This window comes from Microcystis panniformis FACHB-1757 (genome assembly GCF_001264245.1).
Taxonomy (GTDB): domain Bacteria; phylum Cyanobacteriota; class Cyanobacteriia; order Cyanobacteriales; family Microcystaceae; genus Microcystis; species Microcystis panniformis.
On record NZ_CP011339.1, the window covers coordinates 611,322 to 637,832 of the forward strand.

The 26,511-nt window shown below is 41.5% G+C and carries 27 protein-coding genes and 2 pseudogenes; 20 read left to right on the forward strand and 9 right to left on the reverse strand.

Going from position 1 to position 26,511, the window contains the following annotated elements:
- Positions 1-210 precede the first annotated feature (210 nt).
- The 8 genes and pseudogenes from VL20_RS03035 (at position 211) to VL20_RS03065 (ending at position 5,786) form a co-directional block, all read left to right on the forward strand.
- Positions 211-1,875 carry an AIPR family protein gene (locus VL20_RS03035; protein WP_052275569.1) on the forward strand — a complete coding sequence of 555 codons (1,665 nt, stop codon included), beginning with the start codon at positions 211-213 and terminating at the stop codon, positions 1,873-1,875.
- A 349-nt stretch (positions 1,876-2,224) separates the two neighbouring features.
- Complete coding sequence (locus tag VL20_RS03040; protein ID WP_004160621.1) at positions 2,225-2,491, forward strand: hypothetical protein; 267 nt, start codon at positions 2,225-2,227, stop codon at positions 2,489-2,491.
- A 4-nt stretch (positions 2,492-2,495) separates the two neighbouring features.
- A pseudogene (locus VL20_RS33550) lies at positions 2,496-2,639 on the forward strand (clan AA aspartic protease); the annotation flags it as partial.
- Positions 2,640-2,725: 86 nt separating this feature from the next.
- The gene (locus VL20_RS03045; protein ID WP_052275570.1) at positions 2,726-3,154 is read left to right on the forward strand and encodes a DUF29 domain-containing protein; all 429 of its coding nucleotides are present in this window, start codon (positions 2,726-2,728) and stop codon (positions 3,152-3,154) included.
- Positions 3,155-3,546: 392 nt separating this feature from the next.
- The gene (locus VL20_RS03050; RefSeq protein WP_036401709.1) at positions 3,547-4,473 is read left to right on the forward strand and encodes a restriction endonuclease; all 927 of its coding nucleotides are present in this window, start codon (positions 3,547-3,549) and stop codon (positions 4,471-4,473) included.
- A 391-nt stretch (positions 4,474-4,864) separates the two neighbouring features.
- Entirely contained in the window at positions 4,865-5,140 is a 276-nt protein-coding gene (locus VL20_RS03055; protein WP_002801699.1) for a hypothetical protein, read from the forward strand.
- 216 nt (positions 5,141-5,356) lie between these two features.
- The gene (locus tag VL20_RS03060) at positions 5,357-5,566 is read left to right on the forward strand and encodes a type II toxin-antitoxin system HicB family antitoxin (RefSeq protein WP_002734849.1); all 210 of its coding nucleotides are present in this window, start codon (positions 5,357-5,359) and stop codon (positions 5,564-5,566) included.
- The gene (locus VL20_RS03065; protein WP_052275571.1) at positions 5,559-5,786 is read left to right on the forward strand and encodes a type II toxin-antitoxin system HicA family toxin; all 228 of its coding nucleotides are present in this window, start codon (positions 5,559-5,561) and stop codon (positions 5,784-5,786) included. Before VL20_RS03060 ends, VL20_RS03065 begins: the two co-directional genes overlap by 8 nt.
- A gap of 147 nt (positions 5,787-5,933) precedes the next feature.
- Here VL20_RS03065 and VL20_RS03070 read toward each other — a convergent pair whose 3' ends face one another.
- From VL20_RS03070 to VL20_RS31555, 4 genes are all read right to left on the reverse strand, one after another.
- Positions 5,934-6,881 carry a PRC-barrel domain-containing protein gene (locus VL20_RS03070; protein WP_052275572.1) on the reverse strand — a complete coding sequence of 316 codons (948 nt, stop codon included), beginning with the start codon at positions 6,879-6,881 and terminating at the stop codon, positions 5,934-5,936.
- Positions 6,882-7,145: 264 nt separating this feature from the next.
- On the reverse strand, positions 7,146-8,405 hold the full coding sequence (locus tag VL20_RS03075) for a dihydrolipoamide acetyltransferase family protein (protein WP_052275573.1): 1,260 nt from the start codon (positions 8,403-8,405) through the stop codon (positions 7,146-7,148).
- Positions 8,406-8,932: 527 nt separating this feature from the next.
- The gene (locus VL20_RS03080) at positions 8,933-9,676 is read right to left on the reverse strand and encodes a DUF561 domain-containing protein (protein ID WP_002756734.1); all 744 of its coding nucleotides are present in this window, start codon (positions 9,674-9,676) and stop codon (positions 8,933-8,935) included.
- Positions 9,677-9,768: 92 nt separating this feature from the next.
- Positions 9,769-9,936: a hypothetical protein gene (locus VL20_RS31555; protein WP_002756735.1), complete on the reverse strand. Its 168-nt coding sequence runs from the start codon at positions 9,934-9,936 to the stop codon at positions 9,769-9,771.
- A 191-nt stretch (positions 9,937-10,127) separates the two neighbouring features.
- Here VL20_RS31555 and glmU point away from each other — a divergent pair, with 191 nt between their 5' ends.
- Complete coding sequence (gene glmU, locus VL20_RS03090) at positions 10,128-11,498, forward strand: bifunctional UDP-N-acetylglucosamine diphosphorylase/glucosamine-1-phosphate N-acetyltransferase GlmU (protein WP_052275575.1); 1,371 nt, start codon at positions 10,128-10,130, stop codon at positions 11,496-11,498.
- A 133-nt stretch (positions 11,499-11,631) separates the two neighbouring features.
- Here the strand turns inward: glmU and VL20_RS03095 are convergent, their stop codons facing one another.
- A complete protein-coding gene (locus VL20_RS03095) occupies positions 11,632-12,447 on the reverse strand; it encodes a hypothetical protein (RefSeq protein ID WP_052275576.1) in 816 nt (271 codons plus the stop codon).
- A gap of 383 nt (positions 12,448-12,830) precedes the next feature.
- Between VL20_RS03095 and VL20_RS03100 the strand changes: the two genes are divergently transcribed.
- Positions 12,831-13,412 carry a thioredoxin family protein gene (locus tag VL20_RS03100; protein WP_052275577.1) on the forward strand — a complete coding sequence of 194 codons (582 nt, stop codon included), beginning with the start codon at positions 12,831-12,833 and terminating at the stop codon, positions 13,410-13,412.
- A gap of 20 nt (positions 13,413-13,432) precedes the next feature.
- Positions 13,433-13,588, forward strand: coding sequence for a hypothetical protein (locus VL20_RS30965; RefSeq protein WP_158499311.1), 156 nt, complete (start codon positions 13,433-13,435; stop codon positions 13,586-13,588).
- Positions 13,589-13,592: 4 nt separating this feature from the next.
- Here VL20_RS30965 and VL20_RS03105 read toward each other — a convergent pair whose 3' ends face one another.
- Positions 13,593-14,843 (reverse strand): FGGY-family carbohydrate kinase, encoded by a 1,251-nt coding sequence (locus VL20_RS03105; protein ID WP_052275578.1) that lies wholly within the window; start codon positions 14,841-14,843, stop codon positions 13,593-13,595.
- Positions 14,844-14,845: 2 nt separating this feature from the next.
- Here VL20_RS03105 and VL20_RS03110 point away from each other — a divergent pair, with 2 nt between their 5' ends.
- The 8 genes and pseudogenes from VL20_RS03110 to VL20_RS27025 all read left to right on the forward strand — a co-directional run bounded on the left by VL20_RS03110 (position 14,846) and on the right by VL20_RS27025 (position 21,970).
- Complete coding sequence (locus VL20_RS03110) at positions 14,846-15,904, forward strand: tocopherol cyclase family protein (RefSeq protein ID WP_052275579.1); 1,059 nt, start codon at positions 14,846-14,848, stop codon at positions 15,902-15,904.
- 93 nt (positions 15,905-15,997) lie between these two features.
- Positions 15,998-16,240, forward strand: coding sequence for a hypothetical protein (locus VL20_RS03115; protein ID WP_249264876.1), 243 nt, complete (start codon positions 15,998-16,000; stop codon positions 16,238-16,240).
- Positions 16,241-16,395: 155 nt separating this feature from the next.
- The gene (locus tag VL20_RS03120; protein ID WP_284525987.1) at positions 16,396-16,761 is read left to right on the forward strand and encodes a hypothetical protein; all 366 of its coding nucleotides are present in this window, start codon (positions 16,396-16,398) and stop codon (positions 16,759-16,761) included.
- A 119-nt stretch (positions 16,762-16,880) separates the two neighbouring features.
- Positions 16,881-18,386, forward strand: a complete 1,506-nt coding sequence (locus VL20_RS03125) for an IS5 family transposase (RefSeq protein WP_052275229.1) — start codon at positions 16,881-16,883, stop codon at positions 18,384-18,386.
- Positions 18,387-18,389: 3 nt separating this feature from the next.
- Complete coding sequence (locus tag VL20_RS03130) at positions 18,390-18,914, forward strand: transposase (RefSeq protein WP_128575126.1); 525 nt, start codon at positions 18,390-18,392, stop codon at positions 18,912-18,914.
- Positions 18,889-19,101: a hypothetical protein gene (locus tag VL20_RS03135; RefSeq protein WP_052275239.1), complete on the forward strand. Its 213-nt coding sequence runs from the start codon at positions 18,889-18,891 to the stop codon at positions 19,099-19,101. The genes VL20_RS03130 and VL20_RS03135 overlap by 26 nt, the downstream gene beginning before the upstream one ends.
- Before the next feature lie 361 nt (positions 19,102-19,462).
- On the forward strand, positions 19,463-19,939 hold the full coding sequence (locus tag VL20_RS03140) for a hypothetical protein (RefSeq protein ID WP_002756760.1): 477 nt from the start codon (positions 19,463-19,465) through the stop codon (positions 19,937-19,939).
- Positions 19,940-21,289: 1,350 nt separating this feature from the next.
- Positions 21,290-21,970 (forward strand): annotated as a pseudogene (locus VL20_RS27025) (IS1 family transposase).
- Positions 21,971-22,119: 149 nt separating this feature from the next.
- Here the strand turns inward: VL20_RS27025 and VL20_RS03150 are convergent.
- A complete protein-coding gene (locus tag VL20_RS03150; protein ID WP_002749272.1) occupies positions 22,120-22,431 on the reverse strand; it encodes a hypothetical protein in 312 nt (103 codons plus the stop codon).
- A 78-nt stretch (positions 22,432-22,509) separates the two neighbouring features.
- A complete protein-coding gene (tatC, locus tag VL20_RS03155) occupies positions 22,510-23,271 on the reverse strand; it encodes a twin-arginine translocase subunit TatC (RefSeq protein ID WP_052275580.1) in 762 nt (253 codons plus the stop codon).
- Between the two features lie 248 nt (positions 23,272-23,519).
- Here tatC and nadA point away from each other — a divergent pair, with 248 nt between their 5' ends.
- Positions 23,520-24,479: a quinolinate synthase NadA gene (gene nadA, locus VL20_RS03160; protein WP_052275581.1), complete on the forward strand. Its 960-nt coding sequence runs from the start codon at positions 23,520-23,522 to the stop codon at positions 24,477-24,479.
- Positions 24,480-24,842: 363 nt separating this feature from the next.
- On the opposite strand, the gene VL20_RS03165 is transcribed toward nadA, so the two are convergent.
- Positions 24,843-26,300 (reverse strand): DASH family cryptochrome, encoded by a 1,458-nt coding sequence (locus VL20_RS03165; protein ID WP_052275582.1) that lies wholly within the window; start codon positions 26,298-26,300, stop codon positions 24,843-24,845.
- Positions 26,301-26,511 lie beyond the last annotated feature (211 nt).

The window sequence follows — 26,511 nt, forward strand, 5'->3', positions numbered from 1 at the left end:
GATCGCCCATTTTCAGACCAAAACTCGAAGTATAAGCAGATTAAATATTACTACCTATTGACAAATTAGTATATATGTTGTAAGACGGGGTAATATACAGAAAGTTGACCCAGATCGTTACTCTGGAGACTGTTATGCAGAAAGTTTTCGTATAATATGTAGTTAGGCACAATAAAATAAGCTATTTAAATATGTTCGTTAAATAAGTACATGAATATTAATATATCCATCATCGACCAACGCTTAGTATCAGTTAGCAAAGACATTCGTCAAAAAGCTTCTGAAGAACTACGAATCACAGATGAAGGCCGGCTTAAGTCTTTGGCTTTTGTATATCTGTGCGTTAAAACCATTTTAGATTTAGATGGAGATGATGTTTTTGATTGCTTAACAGAAGGAGGTGGTGACTTTGGAGTAGATGCTATACATATCTCAGAAGAATATGACGGTGAATTTACAGTTAGTTTATTTCAGGCAAAATATAAGAACAACCTAGAAGGAAACTCTAACTTTCCTGAAGAAGGTATAAAAAGTTTAATAAACGCAATTAATTACTTATTTAATCCAGCAGCCAAACTAGAACATATTAATCAACGACTGCTTGTGAAAGTGGAAGAAGCTCGTAGCCTAATCCGGGATGGCTATATTCCCCAAGTTCGGATAATAGCTTGCAACAATGGGCTGAAATGGAATTTATCTGCTCAAGAGGCTATTGATCGTGCTGAGTTTGGAGATCAGGTGACATGGGAATATGTTAATCACGAGCGTTTAGTCAAAATTCTTCAAGCTTCTAAACCCGTAAAAGATACTTTGCAGCTAAGTGGCAAAGCTATTGTGGAAGATATGGAGTTTAGCCGAGTACTGTTGGGTAGAATTTCGGTGACAGAAATTGCCACACTTATAGAGCGACATGGAGAACGTTTATTAGAGCGCAATATTCGTCGCTACTTGGGTTTACAAGGAAATCGCGTAAATGAGGGTATCCGTCATACTTTAACTAGCGATGAAAAAAACAATTTTTACTTTTATAATAACGGGGTCACGTTGATTTGTGATAGTTTCTCATACAACGCATTGCAAGATGGCGATTACAAAGTGCGTGTTGAGAATTTACAAATCATTAACGGTGGTCAAACGTGTATGACCATATTTAAAACCTTGCGAGAACCAGATTTAATTAATAAAAATGCCCAAGCTTTTGTTCTTTTAAGACTCTATCAATTGCCTCGTGAAAATGAAGGTTTAGTTCAAAGAATTACCTACGCAACCAATAGCCAAAATCCAGTAGACCTCAAAGATTTACGTGCTAATGATGAGCACCAGAAAATATTGGAAAAGGATATTGAGCAATTAGGATTTAACTACAGGCCTAAACGTTCCAATACTCCTACTCGCTCTGCTGATATTACTTCAGGAGTAGCTGCTGAGGCAGTATTATCCGTTTGGCGAAGAAAACCTCATCAAGCAAAGTTTTTCTCTCGTGAACATTTTGGGAAACTGTATGATACAATCTTTACTGATCAATTAAATGGAGCGCAAATCGTAATAGCTGTTCAGCTTTACAGAATTGCAGAAAACCGCCGCAAAAGACCTGAGTCTACTGACCCAGATTTTGTCCGCTATGCTTCATGCTTTATTGCAATGCAGATGGGACAAAAACTTTTGGCTGATATGAAAGTTCAGATGAAAGACATTAGTCATCAAAATTTTCAATCAGCCCAAATGCTTATTGATCAAAATGGGGAGAGTTACTTTAATGCTTCATTACAGGATATTAAACAGGCACTTCAGGATCTTTATGGAGAACAAGAGATTTCCTTGCAGCAGCTATCTGCAACATTTCGACGTGGTGATTTAATAAGTAGACTTCAATGAATCAAATCGGTTCAATAATTCGACTTCTTTTCTTGCAAACTCGCTTAACCTAACTTCACCGTTAGCTGAAATATTGGTGAATTTTCAAAGTTGCCTGTTGCTGTGTAACTTCACAGATTAATATAGTGCGATGCCAAAGGCACTGCGTAGCAGAGCGCAATCTTGTAGGGTGCGTTCCCTAAGGCAACTTCTACCGCTCCACCAATAGATTTTTGAGGAACGCACCATGCTCATTGATTGAAGCTGTAAGTGCGATGCCGCTCTTGTGGGCTAAGTTGGCGAATGTTAGCGAAGATTGCCAATGTTTAGGTTAAAATAGAGGGGCAAAAGTGGCAACGGGGTCAGGACAATGACAGTTAATCAACTCCGCTACAGCAAAGAAGAATTCGCTCGACGTGGTAATGAGATTTATCAATCTCAGGTGCGCCCCCAAGTCGAGGAAGGCAATCATGGGAAGATTGTAGCCATAGATATTGAAACAGGTGCTTTTGAGCTTGCCAATGACACAATAACTGCTTCTAATCGATTGCTTGAACGAAACCCTGATGCTCAAATCTGGCGTGTCCGAATTGGGTATAAAGGCGTTCACCGCTTTGGTGTAGGTCGTCTGCTTTAACTTTATGATGAACGGAATTGTTGATCAAAACTGCGAGGCAACGCTTCGGTTAGTCGTAAGCAATGAGAGTAAACAGAGGCAGGTAATTGATGCTGTTATTGATACAGGGTTCACAGGCTTTTTGACCTTACCTCTGACAGTAATCAGTTATCATTAAGAAAACGCCGGATCGTTAACCTAACAGAATTAACCCCACAATCCCACCCGAAAAGCTTGAAAAACAGGGAACCGGTTATGCCAACCACCTACGATTGCGATTTAATTCTCTGGGCCCGGGATACGGCTCAACTTTTGCGGGAACAACGCTGGGATGCCATTGACTGGGAGCATTTAATCGAGGAAATCGAGGATTTGGGGAAAAGTGAACGCAGTGCGATTGGTTCTCAAATGGAGCGAATTTTGCTTCATCTGCTCAAGTGGCAATATCAACCCCAACGGCGCTCCGATAGTTGGCTGGATTCCATCAATGATGGGCGATCGCAAATTCGTCGCAAATTAGAGGATAGTCCCAGTCTACGCGGTTATCCCGCGCAAATTTTGGATAAGGAATACACCAGAGCGCGTCGAGAAGCCGCCAGACAAACGGGTTTAATCCTTAGCATTTTTCCGGAGTTTTGTCCCTATACTATCGCGCAGGTGATCGAAGATTGGTGGCCCCAGTGATAGCCTTGATTAAAGGTTAAATAATCCTAAATCCGGTTATTAAAGACTGATTATTTATTCTCCCTTTTTGCATGAGTGCATGAGCAGAAAACGGGTTTCTCCGAGAAACCCGTTTTCTGTGCGTTGCTCAACCGATTTAGTATTATGTGACAGTTGAGGGTGCGGAATGTGGGATTGATCGCCCATTTTCAGACCAAAACTCGAAGTATAAGCAGATTAAATATTACTACCTATTGACAAATTAGTATATATGTTGTAAGTCGGGGTAACATACAGAAAGTTGACCTATATCGTTGCTCTGGAAATTGTTATGCAGAAAGTTTTCGTATAATGTGTAGTTAGGCATACCTTCCACCTTCCTACCTTCCTTTCACTTTCAATCTAGATATGAGATGTCAGATTTAACAAGCATTGAAAAGATTAAACTAGAGAAATTGCTCGAAATGGGCAATGGTTATGTGCTTGATTTTTCAAACATAACCTTCCGAGAATTCGTCTTAGAAAATTTAAATATCGATATATATGATGAAAAATATAATTATAGTAGTGGCTCAAAAGCAAATCGATTAAGAGGTTTTTGGAAAGAAGAATCTAATTCTACAGTAGGAAAACTGATAGAAACACTTTTGGAATACTGGAAAACAAAAAAGTCAATAACTCGGAAAGCTATCACCACTGAGGAGGAAAATTTATTTAACGAATGTCAAAAAATTGTAGAAAGATTGCAAGGAGGTAATACAAAGAATCCTAATCAGGATTCTCAGAGGAAGGAGGAATTTTCTTCACTTCGATCCAGTCTTCTGCTGGAATTTGATAACTTTACAAAGTTAATAAATTCGGAAGATAAGAAACAGCGAGGATTTTCACTTGAAGACTTGCTAAAACGTATTTTTTCTCTTTATGAGATTCCAACTCAAAAAAGCTTTAGGAGAAATGAGGGTGGAGAACAAATAGACGGCGCATTTAAGCTTGAAGGCTGGTACTATCTAGTTGAATGTAAATGGACTCAAAACTTAACGGATATACGGCAACTTGATAGCCTTTATGGCAAAATCAGCCGCTCTGGTAAACAGACATTGGGATTATTTTTATCGATCAATGGTTGGTCAAAAAATGTATGCCCCTTACTAAAGCAGAATAATGACAAATCTATCATTTTGATGGATGGTTATGACTTACGATCTGTTCTTGTCGAGCATAATAATTTGGACCTGAAAAATTTACTTATGAAAAAGTTGGAATGCTTAAATTTGGAAGGAGAGCCATTTTACAGCGCACATCAACTATTACAAAATACTATGAACAATCAAATTGTGTAGTGTGATCGCAATGGGAGCATCTCACCTTTGCAATGAGCATAAATACTTAGTAGAAAAATAGGCTTTTCGAGGGTAATTCTTGTTTTAATTCTCTATGTACGCGGTCTTTAAAAGCCTCTATTTCGTTCCAAGACACGATTAAGAGTGGCTTTTAGGCTAAGTATAATTACTCATCGCGTAAGTGAGATGCTCCCGATCGCAATCGCCGTAGGGTGCGTTCCCTGATGCAACTTCTACCGCTCCAGCGATCGATTTTGGGGAACGCACCATGCACATTGATTGAAACTGTAAGTGCGATGCCGCCCTTGTGGGCCAAGTTGGGGAATGTTAGCGAAGATTGCCAATGTTTAGGTTAAAATGGAGGGGCAAAAGTGGCAACGGGGTCAGGACAATGACAGTTAATCAACTCCGCTACAGCAAAGAAGAATTCGCTCGACGTGGTAAAGAGATTTATCAATCTCAGGTGCGCCCCCAAGTCGAGGAAGGCAATCATGGGAAGATTGTAGCCATAGATATTGAAACAGGGGCTTTTGAAGTAGCAAAAGACAGCCTCACAGCTTCCGATCAACTTTTAGCCCGATTGACCTATGCTCAAATTTGGTTCGTAAGAATCGGACATCGAGCAGTTCATCGAGTCGGTTTGATTGGGGCAAATTTATTTCAATGATTAATCAACTCTACGCTTGTTTTTGCACAATCTTCTCACTCAATTCTAGGAAGGTGGGACAATATTGGATTAATTACTAATAACCTAATATCTTATAGAGTTTTTCAAAAAGCTTGAGTTGGGTCAATGATCAGGAAACCTAACTATTTTCTAACCAAACGATTAGGAAACAGTTATGTTATGATTTTCAGAGTACGCCTGAGATGATAAGACACCATGAAAAATCGCATCTTTACTGTTATTTTGTACAAAGAAGATAATATGTACATTGCTGAATGTCCAGAAGTTGGTACAGTAGATCAAGGAGAAACAATTGAGCAGGCGATTGCTGGATTGAAAGAAGCCACACGGCTTTACCTAGAGGAATTTACCTTACCAGAAACATCCCCTAGATTTGTGACCAGTATTGAGGTTAGTTATGCCTAAGCTGCCACGAATCTCTAGTGGGGAGGCAATTAGATGTCTTGAACGCTTAGGCTTCGAGCAAGTTCGTCAAACAGGTAGCCATGTTGTGATGAAGAAAGAAACCGAAGAGGGCAAAATTGGCTATGTTGTCCCTTTACATCAGGAATTGAAGGTTGGTACATTAAGTGGAATTCTGAAACAAGCCCAAGTTACAGTTGAAGAGTTCATTGAACATCTGTAAAGTCTGACAAATCACTGCACTCGAAGTGATAGCAAAAGTATTTAGTCCCCCCAGAGAACCCCCTTGAGCCACATAGCACACTTTTCTTTTTTTGTCAAACTTTATGTTAAGAAAGATGTAACTAATGGATAGGGGGACTGTCAAAGATTAACCGTCTTCGTATTCGGGGATTCTTTCCTTTTTCTTCTCGGTGATATTGATGCGGGGGGGATTGTAATCTGGTTCCACGTCATCATCCCACATATCATCCTCGGCCTTATCTTCGTAATCGTCGTACTGAGGACGAGAAAAGCTTTCTGTGCGTTCTAACCGCGCTTCTCCCCAGTTATCTTCTTCTTCCTCGTATTCTTCCTCATAATAACGAGCTTCGGCCCGTTTTTGCGGTGGGGGAGTGGCGCGCAGGGGTTCTTTTTCCCATTCGTCTTCACTCCAGCGTTCTTCAACGGGTTTAGCGGCCTCAACGGGGGTACGGAGAGGAATGCCCGTACCTAACTGATTTTCTGGACGAGCAGCGGGAGTATAATAAGCTTCTTCTTCTTCCCTTTCCCAGGGGGGACGACCAATACCCAAACGTTCCAAAACTCCCACACTAACCTGCGTGAGACGTTCTTCGGCCCCTTCAAAGACGATTAAGCGATTCGGACCGCTGCTAACCACTTCTTCGATAGAAATTTCGTAGGTACTGATCAATTGTTCGGGGATCAGAGGCAATCCCAGGGAAGCAATGATAATGGAATGTAATTGACCACTGAGGGGATCAAATTGATAATCGCGGACTTTGCCTAAAGGTTCGCCGGTTTCCGTGATCACTTCACTACCGATTAAGGGAGTATAAGCATCGATATCGACGGATTCCAAGACGTTATCATCTTCCACGAGAACCACGTCTCCTGTCTGACTGATGCTCGATAAATACATATATTGAGGCATTCCCGACAAGGAGAGGATATTATCGCGGAGTCCCAGGGCAACTACTTCTCGTTGATCGATATCTACTAGGATATCTTTAACAACGCCGAGTTTTTTGCCTGTATTGCGAGTGATAACCTGTGTATTTAAAAATTCTGAACGTAAGCGACTATTCTCTGTGATCATTTTTTCCTATGGGTAGGCGTTAGGGCGTGGGAATACGAATTATTGTAGGCTTAATATATAGGGCGAAATTGAGTGTTAATTTACCGATATTAGCTTATATCTTAAAGTTCCCTGAGATTAACACTTTTTTTGGCCTTGTTTGGGCGATAGTTTGGGGTGATAGATAAGGTTAAACCTATTTTAGCTAATTCTTTACATTTTTTTAGTAACAACAAAACAGGAGCTAGAGAGAAACTCCCTTGGCTCCTGCTGTCTAGATTCTGATTACATAGTTAAAGACTGCACCTCGGTTTCGATCAGTTTAGCCAAGTCTTGCAGAAAGGAGGCAGCATCGGCCCCGTAGATGACTCGGTGGTCACTGGTGAGATTAACCGTCATCTGTTTTTGCACTCCGAATAAACCATCTTTATTGACGACGATTTGGGGACGGGAAGCACCCACGGCCAGGATTGCACCTTGGTTGGGGGGTAAGATAGCGGTAAAGCGATCGACTCCGAACATTCCCAGATTAGAAATGGTAAAAGTACCGCTATTATATTCTTCCGGTTGCAGTTGTTTACTGCGGGCGCGATCAACTAAATCTTTCCAACTGCGGGAGAGGGAATAGATATCCATCTGGTCAGCAGAGCGCAAAACCGGCGTAATTAAGCCACCACCAGGCATAGCCACAGCTACGGCCACGTTAATCGCCCCGTGGTATTGGATTCCTGCGTCGCTATAGCTGGCATTAACTATAGGATGTTTAGCGAGGGTATTAGCTACCGCTTTTGCTAAGAGGGCCGTCATGGTGACACCCTTAGATTTTAGCTGTTGATAGAGTTGATCCAGTGGGTCAGTGGTGATAGTGTAGCCCACTTGGAAGGTGGGAACCTGTAGGCTAACCGACATATTCTGAGCGACGGCTTTTTGCAGAGTGGTGAGGGGAACAGTCCGACCGACCGGGGCGCTGGTTGGAATCGGGGCTTTAGGAGCCGCTACAGGCACGCTGACGGGTTGCGGCGGAGTAATGACGGGAGCGGGGGCGGTGCTGACTTTTCCTGTCGCTTTTTCTACGTCTTCGGCGGTAATTCGTCCGTGGGGACCGCTACCCACTAGGGTTTTCAGATCTACCTTTAATTCTTTAGCCAGTTTTTTGGCCCTGGGAGAAGCGACTAAACGGCCATTATCTTTAACGGCGGCGACGGGGATCGAAACGGGAGGCGGAGCGATTTCTGGGGTCTCTACGGGCTTGCTAGGGGCAGCTGTGGCGGTTTTTCCCTGAGCTTTGGCCAGTTCAATTTCCGCTTCAGTTTCGGCAATATAGGCGATCGCTTCCCCCACGGGTGCTTCCTGGCCGGCTTCGACTAAAATTACAGCGAGATAGCCATCATAAAACGATTCCACGTCCATGTCGGCTTTGTCGGATTCGACCACTAACACCGTTTCCCCTTTGCTGACTTTTTCCCCGGGGGACTTCACCCAAGAAACTATTTTTCCTTCGGTCATGGTGGAACTGAGCGCGGGCATGAAGATATCTCGAATCATGGTGGAGTGCTTCTATCTCTAATGTTTTGAGCCATAGGGCATTTTACCACAGTTGATGGGGTTGGGGCTTTTCAGTTATCAGTTATCAGTTATCAGTGAGCAGTAATCAGTAATCAGTAATCAGTAATCAGTAATCAGTAATCAGTAATCAGTGAGCAGTAATCAGTGAACTGATAAGCTGTTGACTATAGCGTTTCCTAAGCTAGTGAGGTACACCTATTTTTCTTCCCTTTTGCCTTTTCCCTCTTGCATGAGTGCCTAAAACCCATAACTTTTGTACCTCAGCAGACTGAAAAACGCTATATCTAAATTGCTCGTTAAGATTGCAGGGGAGCGCCGGAGCTGCGGAGCAGGGAGAAGCAGTTTGAGCATTTGTACTAAAATTTCCAAGACGCGGTTTAAATTCAGTACAGCTTAACTCACATCTGATAACTGAAAACTCACATCTGGTAACTGATAACTGGTGACAAAGGGAAAAAGAGAAGGGAAAACGGACCCTTCTCCGTCGTATCTAGACAAAAATTGTTCTAGTTGCCAATATGGACCGGTTGTGCTTGCAGAGATTCGACTAAACCGCGCACAGCTGCCACCATAGCCACTTCATTATCCAATTGATTGATCGCCGAACCAACACCGATACCGGCCGCTCCAGCAGCGATCGCCATAGGAGCGGTGACAATGGATAAACCGGAAGCGCAGAGGACGGGAACCTTCACCGCATGGGAAATAGCGTGGGCTGCCGCTAAAGTCGGGGCGGCTTTTTCAATCAGTCCCAAAATACCGGCGTGACGGGGTTGACTGCTAGTGCCGCCTTCGGTTTGAATAATGTCAGCACCCTGACTAACTAAAGCTTCCGCTAGTCTCACCTGTTCATCGAGGGGCAGCAGATGGGGAACTGTCACAGACAGGGTAATTTCGGGCAGTAAGTCGCGAGTTTGACGGGTTAGGGCTAAAACTTCCGCCGCCTCAAAAATGCGTCCTTGGGCATAAAAACTATCGAAATTACCGATCTCAATTAAATCGGCTCCCGCGTCCACTGCCATCACCAACAATTCTGGCTCGACGGCCGATACACACACGGGTAAATTTGTCAAGGCTTTTACCGTCCGAATTAGGTCAGCATTAGCGGCAATATCGACAAAAGTTGCTCCTCCGGCTGTAGCGGCTTTAACTACTGAGAGAACCTGCGAGCGATCGAAATTATTTAACCCACTAATCACTTTCAGGGCATGACGACGGGCGAAGGCTTGCTGTAAGGTAAAATTGATCATTAATCTACACCTATCTGGAATTCTCAAAAAACATTTTCCCACCTTCTCGCCGATCAGAGGGTGGGATTTGAGAATTCTTAGGGAAATTTTCTTTAATTTAGGTGTTGATTCTCTTGGTTTTTGCGCTTGAGGTTTTGCAGTTGTTGCAGCAGTACCTCGATTTCCGCTTCTAGATGCAGGTATTTCACCTGTTGGTCAGCTTGGTAGGTGGTGCGAATCTGTTTCATGGCGGAGGATTCCTTAGTTAGTACAGTTGTCATAGCGGTATCTATAGAGTGCTGATTATGTTTAATTGTTTCAATTTGTATATAGTACCTTAACAATGTCTTAAAGAAAACCTTTTTATGGTAGTTTCTCAACTGGCACAGGATCAAAGAGGGGAAAAATTCTTGCAACCAAGGGGATCGGAGTGCGATATACTCAGTCGCGAACGATATTGGCAAGCATGACCATGGTAGCGGTAGCAATTTTAGCAGCGGGTAAGGGAACCCGAATGAAGTCCAGCCTTCCGAAAGTTTTACATCCCCTCGGCAGTCGCTCGCTAGTGGAACGGGTGCTTAATGTCAGCGAATCCTTACATCCCCGGCGAAAACTGGTGATTATCGGTTATCAAGGGGAACAGGTGCGAAATAATCTACAGCATCTTGAGGATATCGAATTTGTTGAACAAAAGGAACAGTTAGGCACTGGCCATGCTATTCAGCAGTTAATCCCCCATTTAGAGGACTTTCAGGGGGATTTGTTGGTCTTAAATGGCGATGTTCCCCTGTTGCGTCCCGAAACCTTGCAAAATCTTCTCCAGATTCATAAAAACCATGGTAACGCTGCCACCCTCTTAACTGCTAACCTCCCTAACCCGAAAGGTTACGGTCGAGTTTTTTGTGATGGCAATAATCTCGTTAAGCAGATTGTCGAGGAAAGAGACTGTACCGATGCCCAACGACAAAACCACCGGATTAATGGAGGTATATACTGCTTTAATTGGTCAAGATTAGCGGCGATACTGCCTAATTTAACGCCCAATAACGATCAAGGTGAGTATTATCTCACGGATGTGGTCAATTTTCTCGATCCCGTCATGGCTGTGGATGTGGAGGACTGTTTAGAAATTAGCGGCATTAACGATCGCAAACAATTGGCCGCCGCCTATGATATCCTGCAAACTAGAGTCAAAGATGATTGGATGGCCGCTGGAGTCACCATAATTGACCCCGATAGTGTCACCATTGAGGATACTGTCACCCTCAGTGCCGATGTGATTATCGAACCCCAAACCCATCTGCGCGGTGAGACGATAATCGCTTCTGGTTGTCGTATAGGTCCGGGGAGTTTAATCGAAAATAGTCGGATAGGCAGCGATGTAACGGTCTTATTTTCGGTGATTTCTGATAGTCAGGTGGATTCTGGTTGTCGCATCGGTCCCTACGCTCATTTGCGCGGAGAAGCGAAAATTGGGGCTAATTGTCGAGTCGGTAATTTTGTTGAAATTAAAAAAAGTGACATCGGCAATAAAACCAATATTGCCCATTTATCCTATCTGGGAGATGCCACTTTAGGGGAAAAAGTTAACGTTGGTGCGGGAACAATTACTGCTAATTACGATGGTGTGAAAAAACACCAAACTATGATCGGCAGTGGCACAAAAACCGGGGCAAATAGTGTTTTAGTGGCTCCTCTAGAATTAGGAAAAAATGTCACCGTGGCCGCTGGTTCAACTATCACTAGAAATGTCCCCGATAATGCCTTAGTTATTGCTCGCGAAAGTCAGCGTGTGATCGAAAATTGGGCAGATCAGTTTCAGTCGGTTAATTCTGGGATTTAAGGTAAGAAAACCGTTGCTAAATTCCGAGATTAGAGTCAACATAAACGGGGAGGAAAGAAAGAGGGGTTGAGTACCATTCAACCCTTATTTATACAAGCGAACTAGATAGTGATTAAGGAGTATGTTTGCTGATTTAACGGCTGCGACGACCGGCTTTACCGACTACGCGAATATTTTCAGGAGATTCGGTAAGTTTCACAATATCTCCCTGAACGGCGATGATATCTTGCAGTCCTCTTTCCTCCATTTCTGAAAGAATATCGATTCTCTCATTTTTAATCTCGAGAAACTCGATAAATCCCGCTAAAGAATCTGCTGAACGAAAATACTCCTCCAATCGCCGCCATAATTTTGGCCAAATTGGAGCGATTGTTTTCAAGTCATCCTTATTTTTAACAGTAACTCCCGTTAAAGTTTTATCACTAGGCCAATAACCTTTTTTATCTTTCTTAGCCACGGCTAAAGCTTTGTTGAATTCTTGTCGCAATTGGGTAAAAAGCGTATTGTAATATAAAGGGTAGGCATAACCCTCTAGTACCTGCCGATAGTTGACGGAATTTTTCAGTAGTTTAGCATCTAAAAATACTTCATCCCCATCTTCTCGCTCGGTATTTCCTGCGAAAACAAAACAAATCGGACGACCAGAACCGTCATCCACCATGCGCGCTAGAATATAGCCCTTGGGGGTGGGATTATTATTTTGATCGTAACCGATTAAATCGAGCATATTCTCTTTAGCTTGAGTCGATAAAGGTTTAATTGCTCCTTTTTCGATTGCGTCGATACCCTCGAAACGTAACTGCACAGTGCCGTTATCAGGAGAAATATTCGGTCTTCGACCTTCTAATTCAAATAATAGGCGACGATTGTTTGCCAAAAAACGTACCGAATCCCCATCGGGTTGACCGAATTGTGGGGTAAATTTACCTTTGATGAGAATAAACGCCATAAAACCTCTAAGTAGTTGGACAAAAGTAAAGTTAACTGTGGGGTAAAGCGTCGGCTCTTCTCGACTTTGTGTGATAATTTTTGCTTATGGAATCGTGAAATGCTTATCGGGCAAGACTTTTAGGGCTATTTTGCGGAAGAAAGTATCAGTATAGACCTCGTTTCCACACAGAAACCAGAAGAGCCAAGCGTCAAGTCGGGAGTCAGCTTTTTTCTACCGCTCTCCACTTCCCACTCCGATGCAGCTCTAACCAGTAATTTAGATAGGTCAATCACTTATCAGTTCACTGTTTACTGATACTGATTAAGGTCTTAAGTTTGCGCGATGAAGCATGAAATGCTATAAAAATCTCAGTCCTCCCTATAGAAAAGAGTATAAACTTTATGGCACGCACCGAGTCCACAATGTTAGATTTGGGGACAAAAGCTCCCAGTTTTGCCTTACCCGATGTGGTTTCGGGTGAAACTATCTCTCTGGACAGCTTTGCGGCTAAAACCGCTCTGTTAGTCATCTTCCTCTGTGAACATTGTCCCTTTGTTAAACACATTCAAGAAGAACTTACCCGTCTAGGTCGCGATTATGCTAACACCAATCTGGGCATCCTCGCCATTAGTTCTAATGATGTGGAGAAATATCCCGATGATTCGCCAGAAAATTTGAAAACAATGGCGATAACTCTTGACTTTAAATTCAATTTATGCTATGACGAAAGCCAAGAAGTGGCGAAAGCTTACACGGCAGCCTGTACTCCCGATTTTTTCCTCTTTGATAGTCAGCGCATTCTAGTCTATCGCGGTCAATTGGATGATAGTCGTCCTAGTAATGGAATACCAGTCACAGGCAAAGATCTGCGCACCGCCATTGACAAGGTTTTAACCGGTCAACCGGTGCCGACGGAGCAAAAACCGAGTTTAGGCTGTAATATCAAATGGAAACCGGGTAATGAGCCACCCTATTATGGTTAATTAACGAAGGGTGTGGGGAAGTGGGGAAGTGGGGAAATGGGGAAATGGGGAAGTGGGGTGTGGGGAAATGGGGAAGTGGGGAAGCTGTCTCATCACCCTATCACCCCAAAACCCTATCACCCTATCTCCTGAATACTGACGACCGACGACCGACTCCTGACGACCGACTCCGTTAAGAGATTATTTCAAGAGCGTAACCGATTGCTGTGCTAATAAGGCAGTACCATAGGCCGCTTGCTCCTGTTGAGATAAAAGCACGGGAACCCCTAAATGACGCTGACGAATTATTCTCCAAGTCGGATTTTTTGCCCCACCACCGGCACTATCAACTCGCTCTAATTTATTGGCCCCCAATTCCTGTAAACGCTGATAACCTAAAGCTTCAATGCGGGCAATACTTTCTAGTAAACCATGCAAAAATTCTAAAGGATTATCGGGGCGAGGAGTCAGTTTTGCGGGTAAAAAAGGATCGTTAATGGGAAAGCGCTCGCCGGCTTTTAGGAGGGGATAATAATCTAAATTACTTTCTTTTTCTCCATCTATTGCTAAACTATAATTTCTCAATTCTTCATGAGAAAAAAACTTCTTTAACACCGCTCCCCCCGTATTAGATGCCCCACCAGTTAACCACAAATTTCCTAAACGATGACTATAGATGCCATAGTTACTATCATCAACTTTCTGGCTACTTAATAATTTTAAAACTAAAGTTGAACCTAAAGATGTCACTGCAGCCCCTAAAGAATTAGCACCACTGGCTAAAAATGCCGCTATGCTGTCGGTGGTTCCCGTATAAATTAAACAATCTTTCGGGATAGCAAAACGAGTCACTAAATCTGGTTTAATAGTATCGATCGCTGTACCCGGAGCAAAAATTTCCGGTAGTAAATTAAACATCGGTAAATTCTCTAACCATTGGGGATAACAGAGATTTTCGAGATCATAACCTAACTTTAAGGCATTATGATAATCACTAATTCCCAGTTTACCGTGCAGGAGAAATGCTAACCAATCCGCTTGCGAGAGAAAATAACGCGCTTGCGAAAAAATTTCTTGTTCACTCCACCAAAGTAATTTAGCTAAACTAGAGGTGGCACTAATTACGGGATGGTGAGGGGGTGCTATAGCTTTAATTGCTTCTAAAAACGCAATTCCTCGCCCGTCATTGTATAATATTGCCTCAGAAAGAGGATTACCCCAATTATCACATAATAACACCGTCGAGGAAGTACCATTAATCGCGATCGATTTAAGTTCTGAACGCACCGAATCCCCTAGATTATCCAATAAATAAAATAGGGCCTTTTGCCAATCCTGAAAATTGGCATTAGTGAAGGGATAATGAACCTCAGCGACGATATTTTTGCTAGAATCAATAGCGATCACTCGCGCTCCCGACGTGCCAAAATCAATACCTAAAGATAAACCCATAGATGTCTTCACAACCCCCTCATTCTGGCTACCATTGGGATGGTATCACTCCCCGATTCTTTGAAGGTTGGTACTTCCGAGTCATGATTCCGCAATTAGCCGACGGATTCGCCTTTATGTATTCTATTCAAGACCCAAGCGGCGGTCAAGTCAATAGCGGCGGAGCGCTACAAATTTTAGCCATAGAATCTAATTATCTTTGTCGCACTTTTCCCGATACGGATAAATTTTGGGCAAGTCATCAGGAATTAGCCATTATTCATTGGGGAAAAACTAACTTAAAAATCCGTCCCCGTCTGCTTTCTCCGTTAGATTTTTTTGAGTCTATTCGAGAAGGTTATCAAGCAACGGCACACCAGCAGCAAGGACGAATTTATGATCCTGTCACTGGAGAAATCTGTCAATGGGATTATCGCATTGAAACTAGGTACACTTGGGGAGATAAAAAGCGTCCACCCCAAGCAACAGCAGGAATATTATCGTATTTACCGATTTTTGACCCGGGTTGGCAGATTTTAACTGCTCATGGTTTAGCAACGGGAATGATTACCCATCGGGGAAAAAATTATCAATTTCAGAATGTACCTTTTTATAGCGAGAAAAATTGGGGTTATTCTTTCCCCGAAAAGTGGTTTTGGATTAATTGTAATGCTTTCCCTGAAAATCCCGATTTAACCTTAACCGCAGTGGGTTCTACCCGGAAAGTTCTCCACTGGACGGAATCGGTGGGAATTATCGGTATTCACTGCCAAAATCGCTTTTATAAGTTTGATATCTGGGATTCTCAACTAACTTGGACAGTGCAACCCTGGGGATACTGGGAAATGAGGGCAACCAACGAGGATTATACCATTGTCTTAATCGGGATCAGTGATCATCCTCCCGATCGCGTGCGTGTACCCACAGAAAAAGGTCTCTGTTTTGCTTGTCAAGATACCCTCAAAGGTAAATTGTCGATAAAATTGGCTGATAGTCGTGGTAAAACCATTATAAATGCTTCTAGTGGTCTAGCTGGTCTCGAAATTGGCGGTATTTGGCCATCAGCATGGATAAAACGGTGAGTTAAATCACCATTGCGACGGGAGAATATCACTCTATTCTTGATTGATCGGTATTAACATAGAATCAGTTTTTGATCGCTAAAAAATTGCTTCATGAACCAACCTTCTCTCAATTTTGTTGAGAAATTAGTGATAGCAGAAGTGCAGGAACAGTTAAGGAATTTACCTGCTTCTTTTCGCAAATATCGCTCGGAGATTAAAATTGATCGAGTCATGAATAATGCTATTCAAATTCTGCCGCGCAGTTTCAAAACTTTGGAGAAAAAATATCACGACTATCACACCCGAAGATTAAGAATAACTTCAGCCACTCAGCAGCAAGAGCGATCGGTCTGACTGACGGACACATTTTTCAATACAAAGACAAGTACTGTTATGTGAAAGCCTCAAACCTGACTGACGGACACAAGTGGGTCAAAGCCTGACAAGACAAGGGTTGCCAAAAAGAAAAATATCTGGGTAGATAGGGAAAAAGCAAGAATCCCTACAAGATGAAAACCGAGAACAGAATCTTCTCCCAAGTTTATTCCTATCTAGAACAAGGAAGCCGATTTGTGGATAAAAGACATTTAACCGTCCTCAGTTGGATGGTGACAGCCCTACTCAGTAGTCAAAGTCTCAATCAAGCCAGATGGGAACCCTTTGTACAAAGCAGAGCCGAACAAGCCAATAGTTATCAGAGACGGTGGAATCGCTTTTGCCAGAATGGAAGAGTAGCGGTGGAAAAGATATACATCCCCTTAATATTGAAAGCCATCGAGACTTGGAAGGAGAAGGGGGAAAGACTGTATCTAGCAATAGATACCACTCTGTTGTGGAATCAATACTGCTTTGTCTATCTAGGGTTTGCTGAATAACTGTGAAATACTTATGATATAAGGATTACAGCCATATTAAATTCCCAAAAAGTCAAGAAAAAGGGACAGAAAACGGCTAAAATTGCTAAAATACCCTTGCACTTATCCGACAAGAACATATGTACCGAAAAACGAACGAGTCTTCAATTGCCCCAGAAAACTTTGAGTTGCCTTTTGAGGGAAAATTATCAGCAGATAATCGCTGGATAATAATGGCAGAGTTAATTCCCTGGGAAGAATTTGAAGAAGAATATGCCCAAAATTTTGACGAAGAAATGGGTGCGCCAGCCAAACCATTTAGGATGGCATTAGGAGCATTAATTATTAAGGAAAAATTAAAAACAAGCGACAGGGAAACCATAGAGCAAATCAAGGAAAACCCCTATTTACAGTATTTTCTAGGGATGTCAGCCTATAGTAATGAAGCTCTATTTGATGCGACAATGTTCGTTAATTTTCGTAAAAGAATCAGTAAGAATTTAATCAATAAAATTAATAAAAGAATGGTGATGAGAGAGAGAAAAAAGAAGGAAATTGAAGAAAAAAGTGAAAGAAAAGAAGAAGAAAAAGAGAGTCAAATAAAAAATAAAGGAAAATTAATATTAGATGCAAGTTGCGCACCTGCTGATCTAAGTTATCCCCAGGATTTAGGGATATTAAATCAAGCAAGAAAGAAAACAGAAAACATTCTAGATTGTCTCTATCAAAGTTTGAGAATCAAGCTGAAGAAAAAGCCAAGAACTTATAGAAAAAGAGCGAGAAAAGATTATTTAAAAGTAGCCAAAAAACGTCGTTGTTCTCAAAAAGAAAGACGAGAAGCTATCAAGAAGCAACTGCAATATATCAAAAGAAATCTATCTCAAATAGAGAAATTAATCGAGGGGGGATCAGAGTTAAGTAGTCTCAGCAAAAGAAACTACAAAATGTTGTTAGTGGTGACAGAAGTTTATCGTCAACAATTGTGGATGTGGGAAAATAAATCATCGAGAATTGATGATAGAATTGTGAGTATAACCCAACCACACATCCGCCCTATCGTTAGAGGAAAAGCAGGAAAACCAGTTGAATTTGGAGCAAAAATCTCAGTAAGCTGTTTTGAGAGTTATGTATTTTTAGACCATTTAAGTTGGGATAATTTTAATGAATCTGGGGACTTACAAGCGCAAGTAGAAGAGTATAAAGAATTCACAGGATATTATCCAGAATCAGTTCATGTTGATAAAATTTATCGAACTAGAAAAAATCTAGCTTGGTGTAAAGAAAGAGGAATTAGAATCAGTGGAGTTCCTCTAGGAAGACCACCTAAAAATATTAGTAAAGAAACTAAAAAACAAGCTCTTGAGGATGAAGGAATTCGGAATGCAATTGAAGGTAAATTTGGTCAAGCAAAAAGAAGATATAGTCTTGATTGTATCATGACAAAACTTGATAAAACTTCAGAAACTTCCATTGCCATTACTTTTTTAGTCATCAATCTTTCTAACCTGCTTAGACAGGTTAACTGTCTTTTTTTGTCCCTATTTCTTTATACATCTAAATTTAGCTTTATTCATCCCTCTTTGATTAGAAAAGATGATAAAAAAGCTGATTTCTCAACAGAAAAACTTATCTTAAATTCGGGCTGATTTTTGAGAGTTTTTGTTTTTTACTTTTTCAGCAAACCCTATCTAGCGGTGGTCTGCGGGGGGAGAGCCGTCCCCTTGATGTGGATGGGATTAGAACATGGTAGTGCCAGCCTAGCTTTTGAGAAATACGAACCCTTGTTGGACAGAGCCAAAGGCTATCTTCAGGGCTTTGAGAATGTCATGCTGTTAGCCGACCGAGGCTTTGCCAATCAGCAATTAATTCAATGGCTCAGGAAAAATACTTGGCATTGGTGTCTTCGCTTACCTTGCGATACCCTCATTTACGGTGTTCGCCGTCGGGGTTTTGGCTATGAGGTCAGAGAACTCTATCCTCCCAAACGGCAAGCCTGCTTTGATCGCAACGTTCAAGTCTGGCAGGAGGCTAGAATCACTGCTCATCTTGCTTTAGCCTCTGTTCCAGGGGTTAAGGATAATTGGGCAATTCTGAGCGATGAACCTCCTACCCTTGACACCTTCTGGCAGTATGGTCTTCGTTTTCCCATTGAACATCTCTTTCAAGGGCAGTAAATCGGGCGTTTTTGACTGGGAACATTCTCGTGTTCGCTCTGCTGCTTGTTTAGAACGTCTCTATCTCATTGTTGCCATTTCTATTCTCTTTGCTACTTTAACTGGCATGGCGGTTCAACAATCTGGCTCTCGCCGTCAGGTTGATGCTCATTTTCGGCGTGGTTTGAGTTATTTGAAAATTGGTTGACGTTGGCTGGCGGGAGTTGTTCATAAGGCGCGTCCCTTCTTGCGACTTGACCACTTATTTTCTGTTGACCCTTTTCCCTGTTGGCTCTTCTCGCAAAGCTCGTCAGGATTATTATGGCAAAATTACCTTTTCTTTTATTCAGGAGTTTGAGGCTTTCACATAACAGTACTTGTCTTTGTATTGAAAAATGTGTCCGTCAGTCAGAGTATGTTGTCTTGGCATCTTGTATGTTGATTTAGCATAAAGAGTAACGAAGAGCCACAAATATCAACCTCTAAAAGCTCTGGATATTCCACCAGGGACTGAGCAGTTTTTCTCAGGAATTTATTAGACAGATTCTCATAAACTTGGAGCTTTTAATTTGGCAACTTGCGGTCAGAGACGCTATCGTAGTAAACAAGCCGAAGCTCCCTGGTATCTTCTTACTAATCTTGACTCTTTAGAGAAGACTTTAAAGTTATATGAATCTCGTTTTGGCATTGAAGCTATGTTCAAAGATTGTAAAACGGGAGGTGATAATATCGAGAAGACTAAAGTTAGTGAACCTCGCTTTTTAGCTCTTGTTTTATTGATTGCTATCGCCTATTCTTTAAATACGATACGGGGTCAACAACTCAATATTTTACCCCACCGTGTTTATATTTGTCGCCTCAAAGAATCTAATCGTTCTGCTGAAAGACATAGTGATTTTTGGATAGGTACTTATGGTACTTTTTGGGTTGAGTCGATGGATACTTTCTCGGAACTTGCCTTTTCTTTGATCCGCCTCAAACCCCAGAAAAACCCTTATTTCTCCAAAGGGTTAACGGCTATGAGCCTTATAAAGCAAGCTTTTTAACTGTTCTGTCACCCCTTGAGCTAAAAGCCTTATCTAACAAGGTTTTTAGATTTATTCAGCAAACCCTAATTAAGTAGGGTCTGCTGAAAAAGTTTTTCCTGGGGGTAGGAGTCAGTAGCCGGTCGTCAGGAGTCGGTCGTTTCAGGCTTTGTTGCCCTTGTTTTTTGTACCAAGCGATGTACCACAAGAAGGATAATGCAAGGTTTTTGAAAGTCCCAATCCTATTTTCTTGCACTAACATCGGACTTTAACAGGTCAAAAGCCTTATTTTAAAAGGGTTTTACCATTATTCAGCAAGCCCTAAGTAGTTCGACAACTGAAATGTATATCTGGACTTCCCCCATACATAAATACTAAAAAATTAACAAAACCCTTACTGCAGGTCGCTTCTAAGAAAAAATTGAAAAGAGACTACTGGGTACATTTTTCACTTGAAAATGGCTGTACCGTTGACTGTATCTGGAGTAGAGCAATTCCGTAGAGTTGGCTGTATAGTGATCGCTAACCTGATTTTAACAGATAGTGTCATTAATCTCTAGAGTAAGGGATTCCCTCTGTAGCCATGTTTTTGCTGATTTTCTGCCCCGAAACAAGCTATAATGGTCCAAAGGTCAAATTTGAAAATTTTTGCCTCAAACCCTATCTGCGTAAGAACTTCAGGATTTTGTGTCCAGTAGTTCATTGGTATTGTATTGCTTGAACTCAGGCTCTGTAAGACTTTTAGCCATAGCTAGTATGTTTATACGGGGGAAGTCCAGGTATATCTATCGTTGCTAAGTAGTCGTGCAAAATTAATTTCCTAGTCGAGACAGGAGACTCCGAGACAGGAGACTCCGAGACGGGAGACGGGATACAGTTATTAGGGATCGGATTTGAGTTTTCAGTTCACTGTTTACTGATCACAGCAGAAGTCTGACGGAGTAGTGGCTTAGATGTGTAATTAATTGTGCTTAGCGCTCTTGGAGGGAGTCTGGCAAAAGTCTTACAGTCTCTAAACTCTAGCTCTCTTATGGGGTAAGCCTTCAAGCTATCGCTAACTAACAGAAACCCGAAATTTGAGTTTTTATTAGAAAAAAAGTTAGCGATCACTTGTCAACCAAGGGTTTCAGGGTAATGATTCGGTAGTAGTGGCGTAGCTCTCTTGCTTACCTGGTATGAATTGTGTAAAATATTTATTAATAAAAATAATTGGAACCCGCTCAGTCTTTAAACCTCTAGCTTGCTCATGACTTTTCTGATAAATATCTTTTTCTGGCTCCTGTCTGGCTTACTGAAATATCAGTCTAGCACCGAACAAAGTACCCCCTTCACCTCCGTTCCCCTGTCAAGCGTTGTGGTTCTCACCATAGGATCAAGAATGGTTCTATTCCTAAGGGAAAACCCAAACGTCAAGGTAAAGAATGTGGTCGTCAGTTTGTGATCAATCCCACTAATAAAACCGTCTCTGACGAAACCAAACAATTAATTGATAAACTCTTGCTCGAACGAATTTCCTGACGAGGAATTGCTAGAGTAACAGGGGTAAGTTGGTCATGGTAACAAAATTATGTCAACAATAAACTGGCGGCTGTCCCCCGTCAAATAAAGGTTTTGGACAAACCAAAAGGTAAATTGGTTAGAGAATGTGATGAAATGTGGTCTTTGGTTTTTTCTAAGACGATAAAGGTCTATATTTGGCGGTTAATTGATAGAAATACAAGGGAAATTATTGATTGCTATGCGCGGAGATAGGAGTCGTCAATCAGCCAAAAAACTTTGGGCCAGTTTACCAGGCGTTTACCGACAATGTGCAGTTGCTTACACAGACTTTTGGGAGTCATATAAGACAGTAATTCCCAGTAAACGTCATCGACCAGTCGGGAAAGAAACTGGTCAAACTAATCCTATTGAAAGATTAAATAATACCTTTCGACAAAGGATTTCTCGGTTGGTGAGAGAGAGTCTATCTTTCTCTAAAAAAATGGAGAATCACGTTGGGGAGCCCTTTGGTATTTTATCCATGACTACAATGCACACCTGGCAAAGGATTAAGCCGCCATCACTACTACCGAATCACCACCGGTTTCAGAATCTGGATTCCGTCGGGGATTTCCGAAAGTTCCAGAAGAGCGATAATTGCGATGATTAAGCCAATAATTGGCACATTTATCGGCGTTGTCAGATCAGAAGCTGATAACTGATTACTTCCTCAGTAGTTCTTCGGCATTTTGCAGGATTTCGAGGACTTGTTCGGCACTAATCAAGCGTTTTAGCACCACTTGCCCGATGGTGGGGACAGTATCGGCAATTTCGGCACTCTTGGGGGCAACTTCTACCATAATCACGGCTTCTTCCACCTTATAAAGCCATAAAACCTGTTCTCCCTCTAAAATACCGATATTTAATCGCTCTATCTGCGGTGGTCGTCGCCAACTACTCGCATGGTCCCACAAACCGCCAAATTCCCACACCCGTCCTATTGTCCAACCTGCCGTTAAGAAAAAATATTTCACTTTGTTACTCAATCTAGAATCAATCTCTAGCTTTCTGGCTTAATTAGTTTTCAGCCGTCAAATTTTATCAAAAAACTGCTAACGTCCCGTTAATTTCACTACCCCAATCCCCCCAAAGTATAGACCCAAGACCGCCCCTGCTAACAGGGATTGGGTGAGAGGATCTGTGGAAGGGGTTAAAATTGCGCCTAAAATCACCGCACCCAAAACCACGAAACGCCAACCCGATAACATCGTTTGCGAGGAAATAATGCCTAAAAAGCTCAAAATCAATTGAATAACGGGAATTTGAAAGGCGATGCCGGTACTAAACAGCAAAAGTAAGACAAATTCAAAATAGCGCTCGATCGACCAAGCTTGTTCGACCACTTCCGCCCCATAATTGACAAAAAAGTTTAAAGCGGCGGGAATCAGGGCAATATAGGCAAAAAATAAACCAGCAAAAAATAAAACACTCGATCCTAAGACTACCGGGACAATTAAACGCCGTTCGCGACGGGTTAACCCCGGCAGCACAAAGAGGATAATTTGCAACAGAATGACGGGACTAGCCACCAGTATGCCGCTATATCCAGCTACTTTTAGGGAGACGAAAAAAAATTCTCCCGGAGCTAACTGCAAAAATTTTACCCCTTGGGCGGGAACTTCCAGCACTTGTACTAGGGGTTTAACGAAGATAAAACATCCCACCGCACCTACAGCCACGGCAATTAAACTATAAAAAATCCGGCGACGCAACTCCTCCAAGTGGTCAAATAAGGACATTTCCACTTCTCCGGGTAACTCATCGAGATATTCGGGACTGTCTGGGGGCGGGGTTTTTACTTCTGTCGATGACATGGCTTTCGCTCGATCGTTCTCTACTCAAGCCTTTATCCTAGCATTGTTGACCCTTAGCCTTGAATCAGTTATCAGTTATCAGATGTGAGTTTTTAGCGGACAGTCTTAATCGGGGGTCAGTATTCAGCTTTTATTTATTCTCCCTGCTCCCCATCTCCCCATCTCCCCACTTCCTAATCACTTTAAAAAAATTTGCTATGATATAAGCACTTGTTTAGTATTTGGTAAAAATTACCATAAACCCCACCGTGTTCACAACTGTTCAACCCGCAAATCGATCGAGCTTACCTGATGACCTATTTACGGCAATTAAAGAGCTTAAACGGCAATTAAACGCCGTTATTCTGGCTCACTACTATCAAAATTCTGACATACAGGATATAGCTGATTATATTGGTGATTCTCTAGGTTTATCCCAACAGGCTGCCCAAACGCCAGCAGATGTGATCGTATTTGCGGGGGTTCACTTCATGGCAGAAACAGCTAAAATCTTAAATCCAGATAAGTTGGTATTGCTGCCGGATTTAGATGCGGGATGTTCTTTAGCTGATAGTTGTCATCCTGAAGACTTTGCTCGTTTTAAAGCCCAATATCCCGATCATATCGTGATTTCCTATATTAATTGCAGTGCAGAAATTAAAGCCATGAGTGATATTATCTGCACCAGTTCCAATGCAGTCAAAATAGTCAATCAAATCCCTGCCCATCAACCGATTATCTTCGCTCCTGATCGCAATTTAGGCCGTTACGTCAGTCAGCAAACTGGTAGAGATTTAGTTCTCTGGCAGGGTAGTTGTATTGTCCATGAAACTTTTTCCGAACGCAAGATAATAGAATTAAAAGTCGCCCATCCAGAAGCAAAAATTATCGCCCATCCTGAGTGTGAATCATCGGTTTTACGCCATGCCGATTATATTGGTTCCACGACGGCACTATTAAATTATTCCCTGAAAAGTTCTGAAAAAACCTTTATTGTCGCCACAGAACCGGGGATTATTCACCAGATGCAAAAATCGGCCCCAGAAAAACTATTTATACCCGCACCAGGTTTGAATAACTGTGCTTGTAATGAGTGTCCCTACATGAGACTGAACACTCTCGAAAAATTGTATCTCTGTATGCGAGATACAACTCCAGAAATTACTATTTCTGAAGATTTAAGAGTTAAGGCACTGTTGCCGATTCAAAGAATGTTAGAAATGTCTTAATCAGTTATCAGTTATCAGTTATCAGTTATCAATTATCAGTTATCAGTTATCAGTTATCAGTTATCAGTTATCAGTTATCAGTTATCAGTTATCAGTTATCAGTTATCAGTTATCAGTTATCAGTTATCAGATGTGAGTTTTCAGTTGATTAGACATCTGCAAAAATTATAACCCAATCAGAGCTTGATTTGATTATTTGTACTAATAAATAGTTCGATAATCCAAATATATATCTATCGTTGTTCATTCAATTTAACAGAAAAAATCTGGGGACATTAAAATCATTTTTATTTGGGTAAGTTTCTTGTCTAGAAAGAATTTTAGTCTTGAGAAAATATTAGGTAGAAGTCCAATGATTACTGATTACTGATTACTAAAATGCTGAAGATAAATTTTTTCGTTGTGTTTGATCGATTGAAAAAAATCGACAATGGGACGAGGATAATTAACCCCTAAAATCACCGTATAACGCTTTTGTTCCTCTGGAGATAACTTATAAGGTTCGTGAATTTTATCGCCTTTTATTAGGGCTAATTCGGGCAACCAGTGACGTAAATAATCACCTTTGGGATCATAATCTCTCGACTGTTTAGGGATATTAAAATAACGAAATCCTCGCGCGTCATTGCCGACACCAGCAGTGTAATTCCAATTACCCCAATTACTACAGACATCGTAATCAATTAATAACGACTCGAACCATTCTGCTCCCATACACCAATCAATACCGAGATTTTTGGTCAGAAAACTAGCGACATTTTGCCGGCCACGATTCGACATAAATCCTGTAGCGGCTAATTCTCTCATATTAGCATCTACAAGGGGATAACCGGTTTTTCCCTCACACCAGAGATTAAATCTTTCCCAATCTTCTAACCAAGGTAAATAAAGTTCTTGCAAACCAGATTTATAGAAGATTTTATGACCGTGTTTACTGCAAATAAATCGAAAAAAATCTCGCCATAATAATTCAAAAATCAGCCAATAGGTAGAGTCATTTTTTACTCTCGTTTGCTCATATTTTTGTACTTCCTCATAGATATAACGGGGGGAAATACAGCCAAAACTTAACCAGGCTGAGAATTTTGAGGAATAATTAGTCCCTAACATTTCATTGCGGGTTTCCTTATAGGTTTTTAAGGAATCACTATCCCAAATATATTCCTTAATCCGTGATTTTCCTGCCATTTCACCCCCTTGAAACGACAAAACACATCCCTGGTCTAGAATTGGTTCTGTTAAGCCTAAATCGTTTAAACTAGGAATATTTCCTAAATCTATTTTAGGTAATTTTGTCAACTTTTTCGGACTGGGATAAGTTGTTCTTATTTCCCAATGACGTTCGACTTGTTTACGAAAATTAGTAAATAATTCTGGCAGTTGATTAAGGGTAAAAGGTAAGTCATCAGGATGACATAAAGTGGCTGTCCAAAAAGTTTTTATCTGCACAGGAACCCCGGATAAAGCCTTATTTACCGCTTTTTCTACCGCTAATTCCTCTGCTGTTACCTCTTGATGATAATAAACCTTGGCTATCTGCAATTCTTGAACTAATTGCGGGATAATTTCCTCTGGTTTTCCCCATCGGATAATTAAATTACTGTCTAAACTTTCCAGAGATTGTCGCAAATCTGCTACGCTTTCTAATAAAAATTTAGCCCGGAACTTGCCAGTTTTTGGAAACCCGTAGGAAGTAAGACCAAATTGACGCTCATCAAAACAATAGAAGGGAATTATCTCTAATTGTTCTTGAATGGCTCGATAAATTGCCTCGTGATCGTGAACTCGCAGATCATTGCGATACCAAATTAAAACCCGCATTTAACATCAATTAAAAGTTGATAAGTAAGTGGTTATAATTAAATAGAAGATAGATTTTGCCTCTGATCCCCCCTTAATCCCCCCTTGATAAGGGGGGTGCCGATCCCCCTGCCCCCTTATTAAGGGTAGGGTTGATTCATTTAAATTAAGTATAGCTAATTTTGAGTCAATAAATTTGACTGAAGATTCTCAATTTTATCTTTCTCTAACC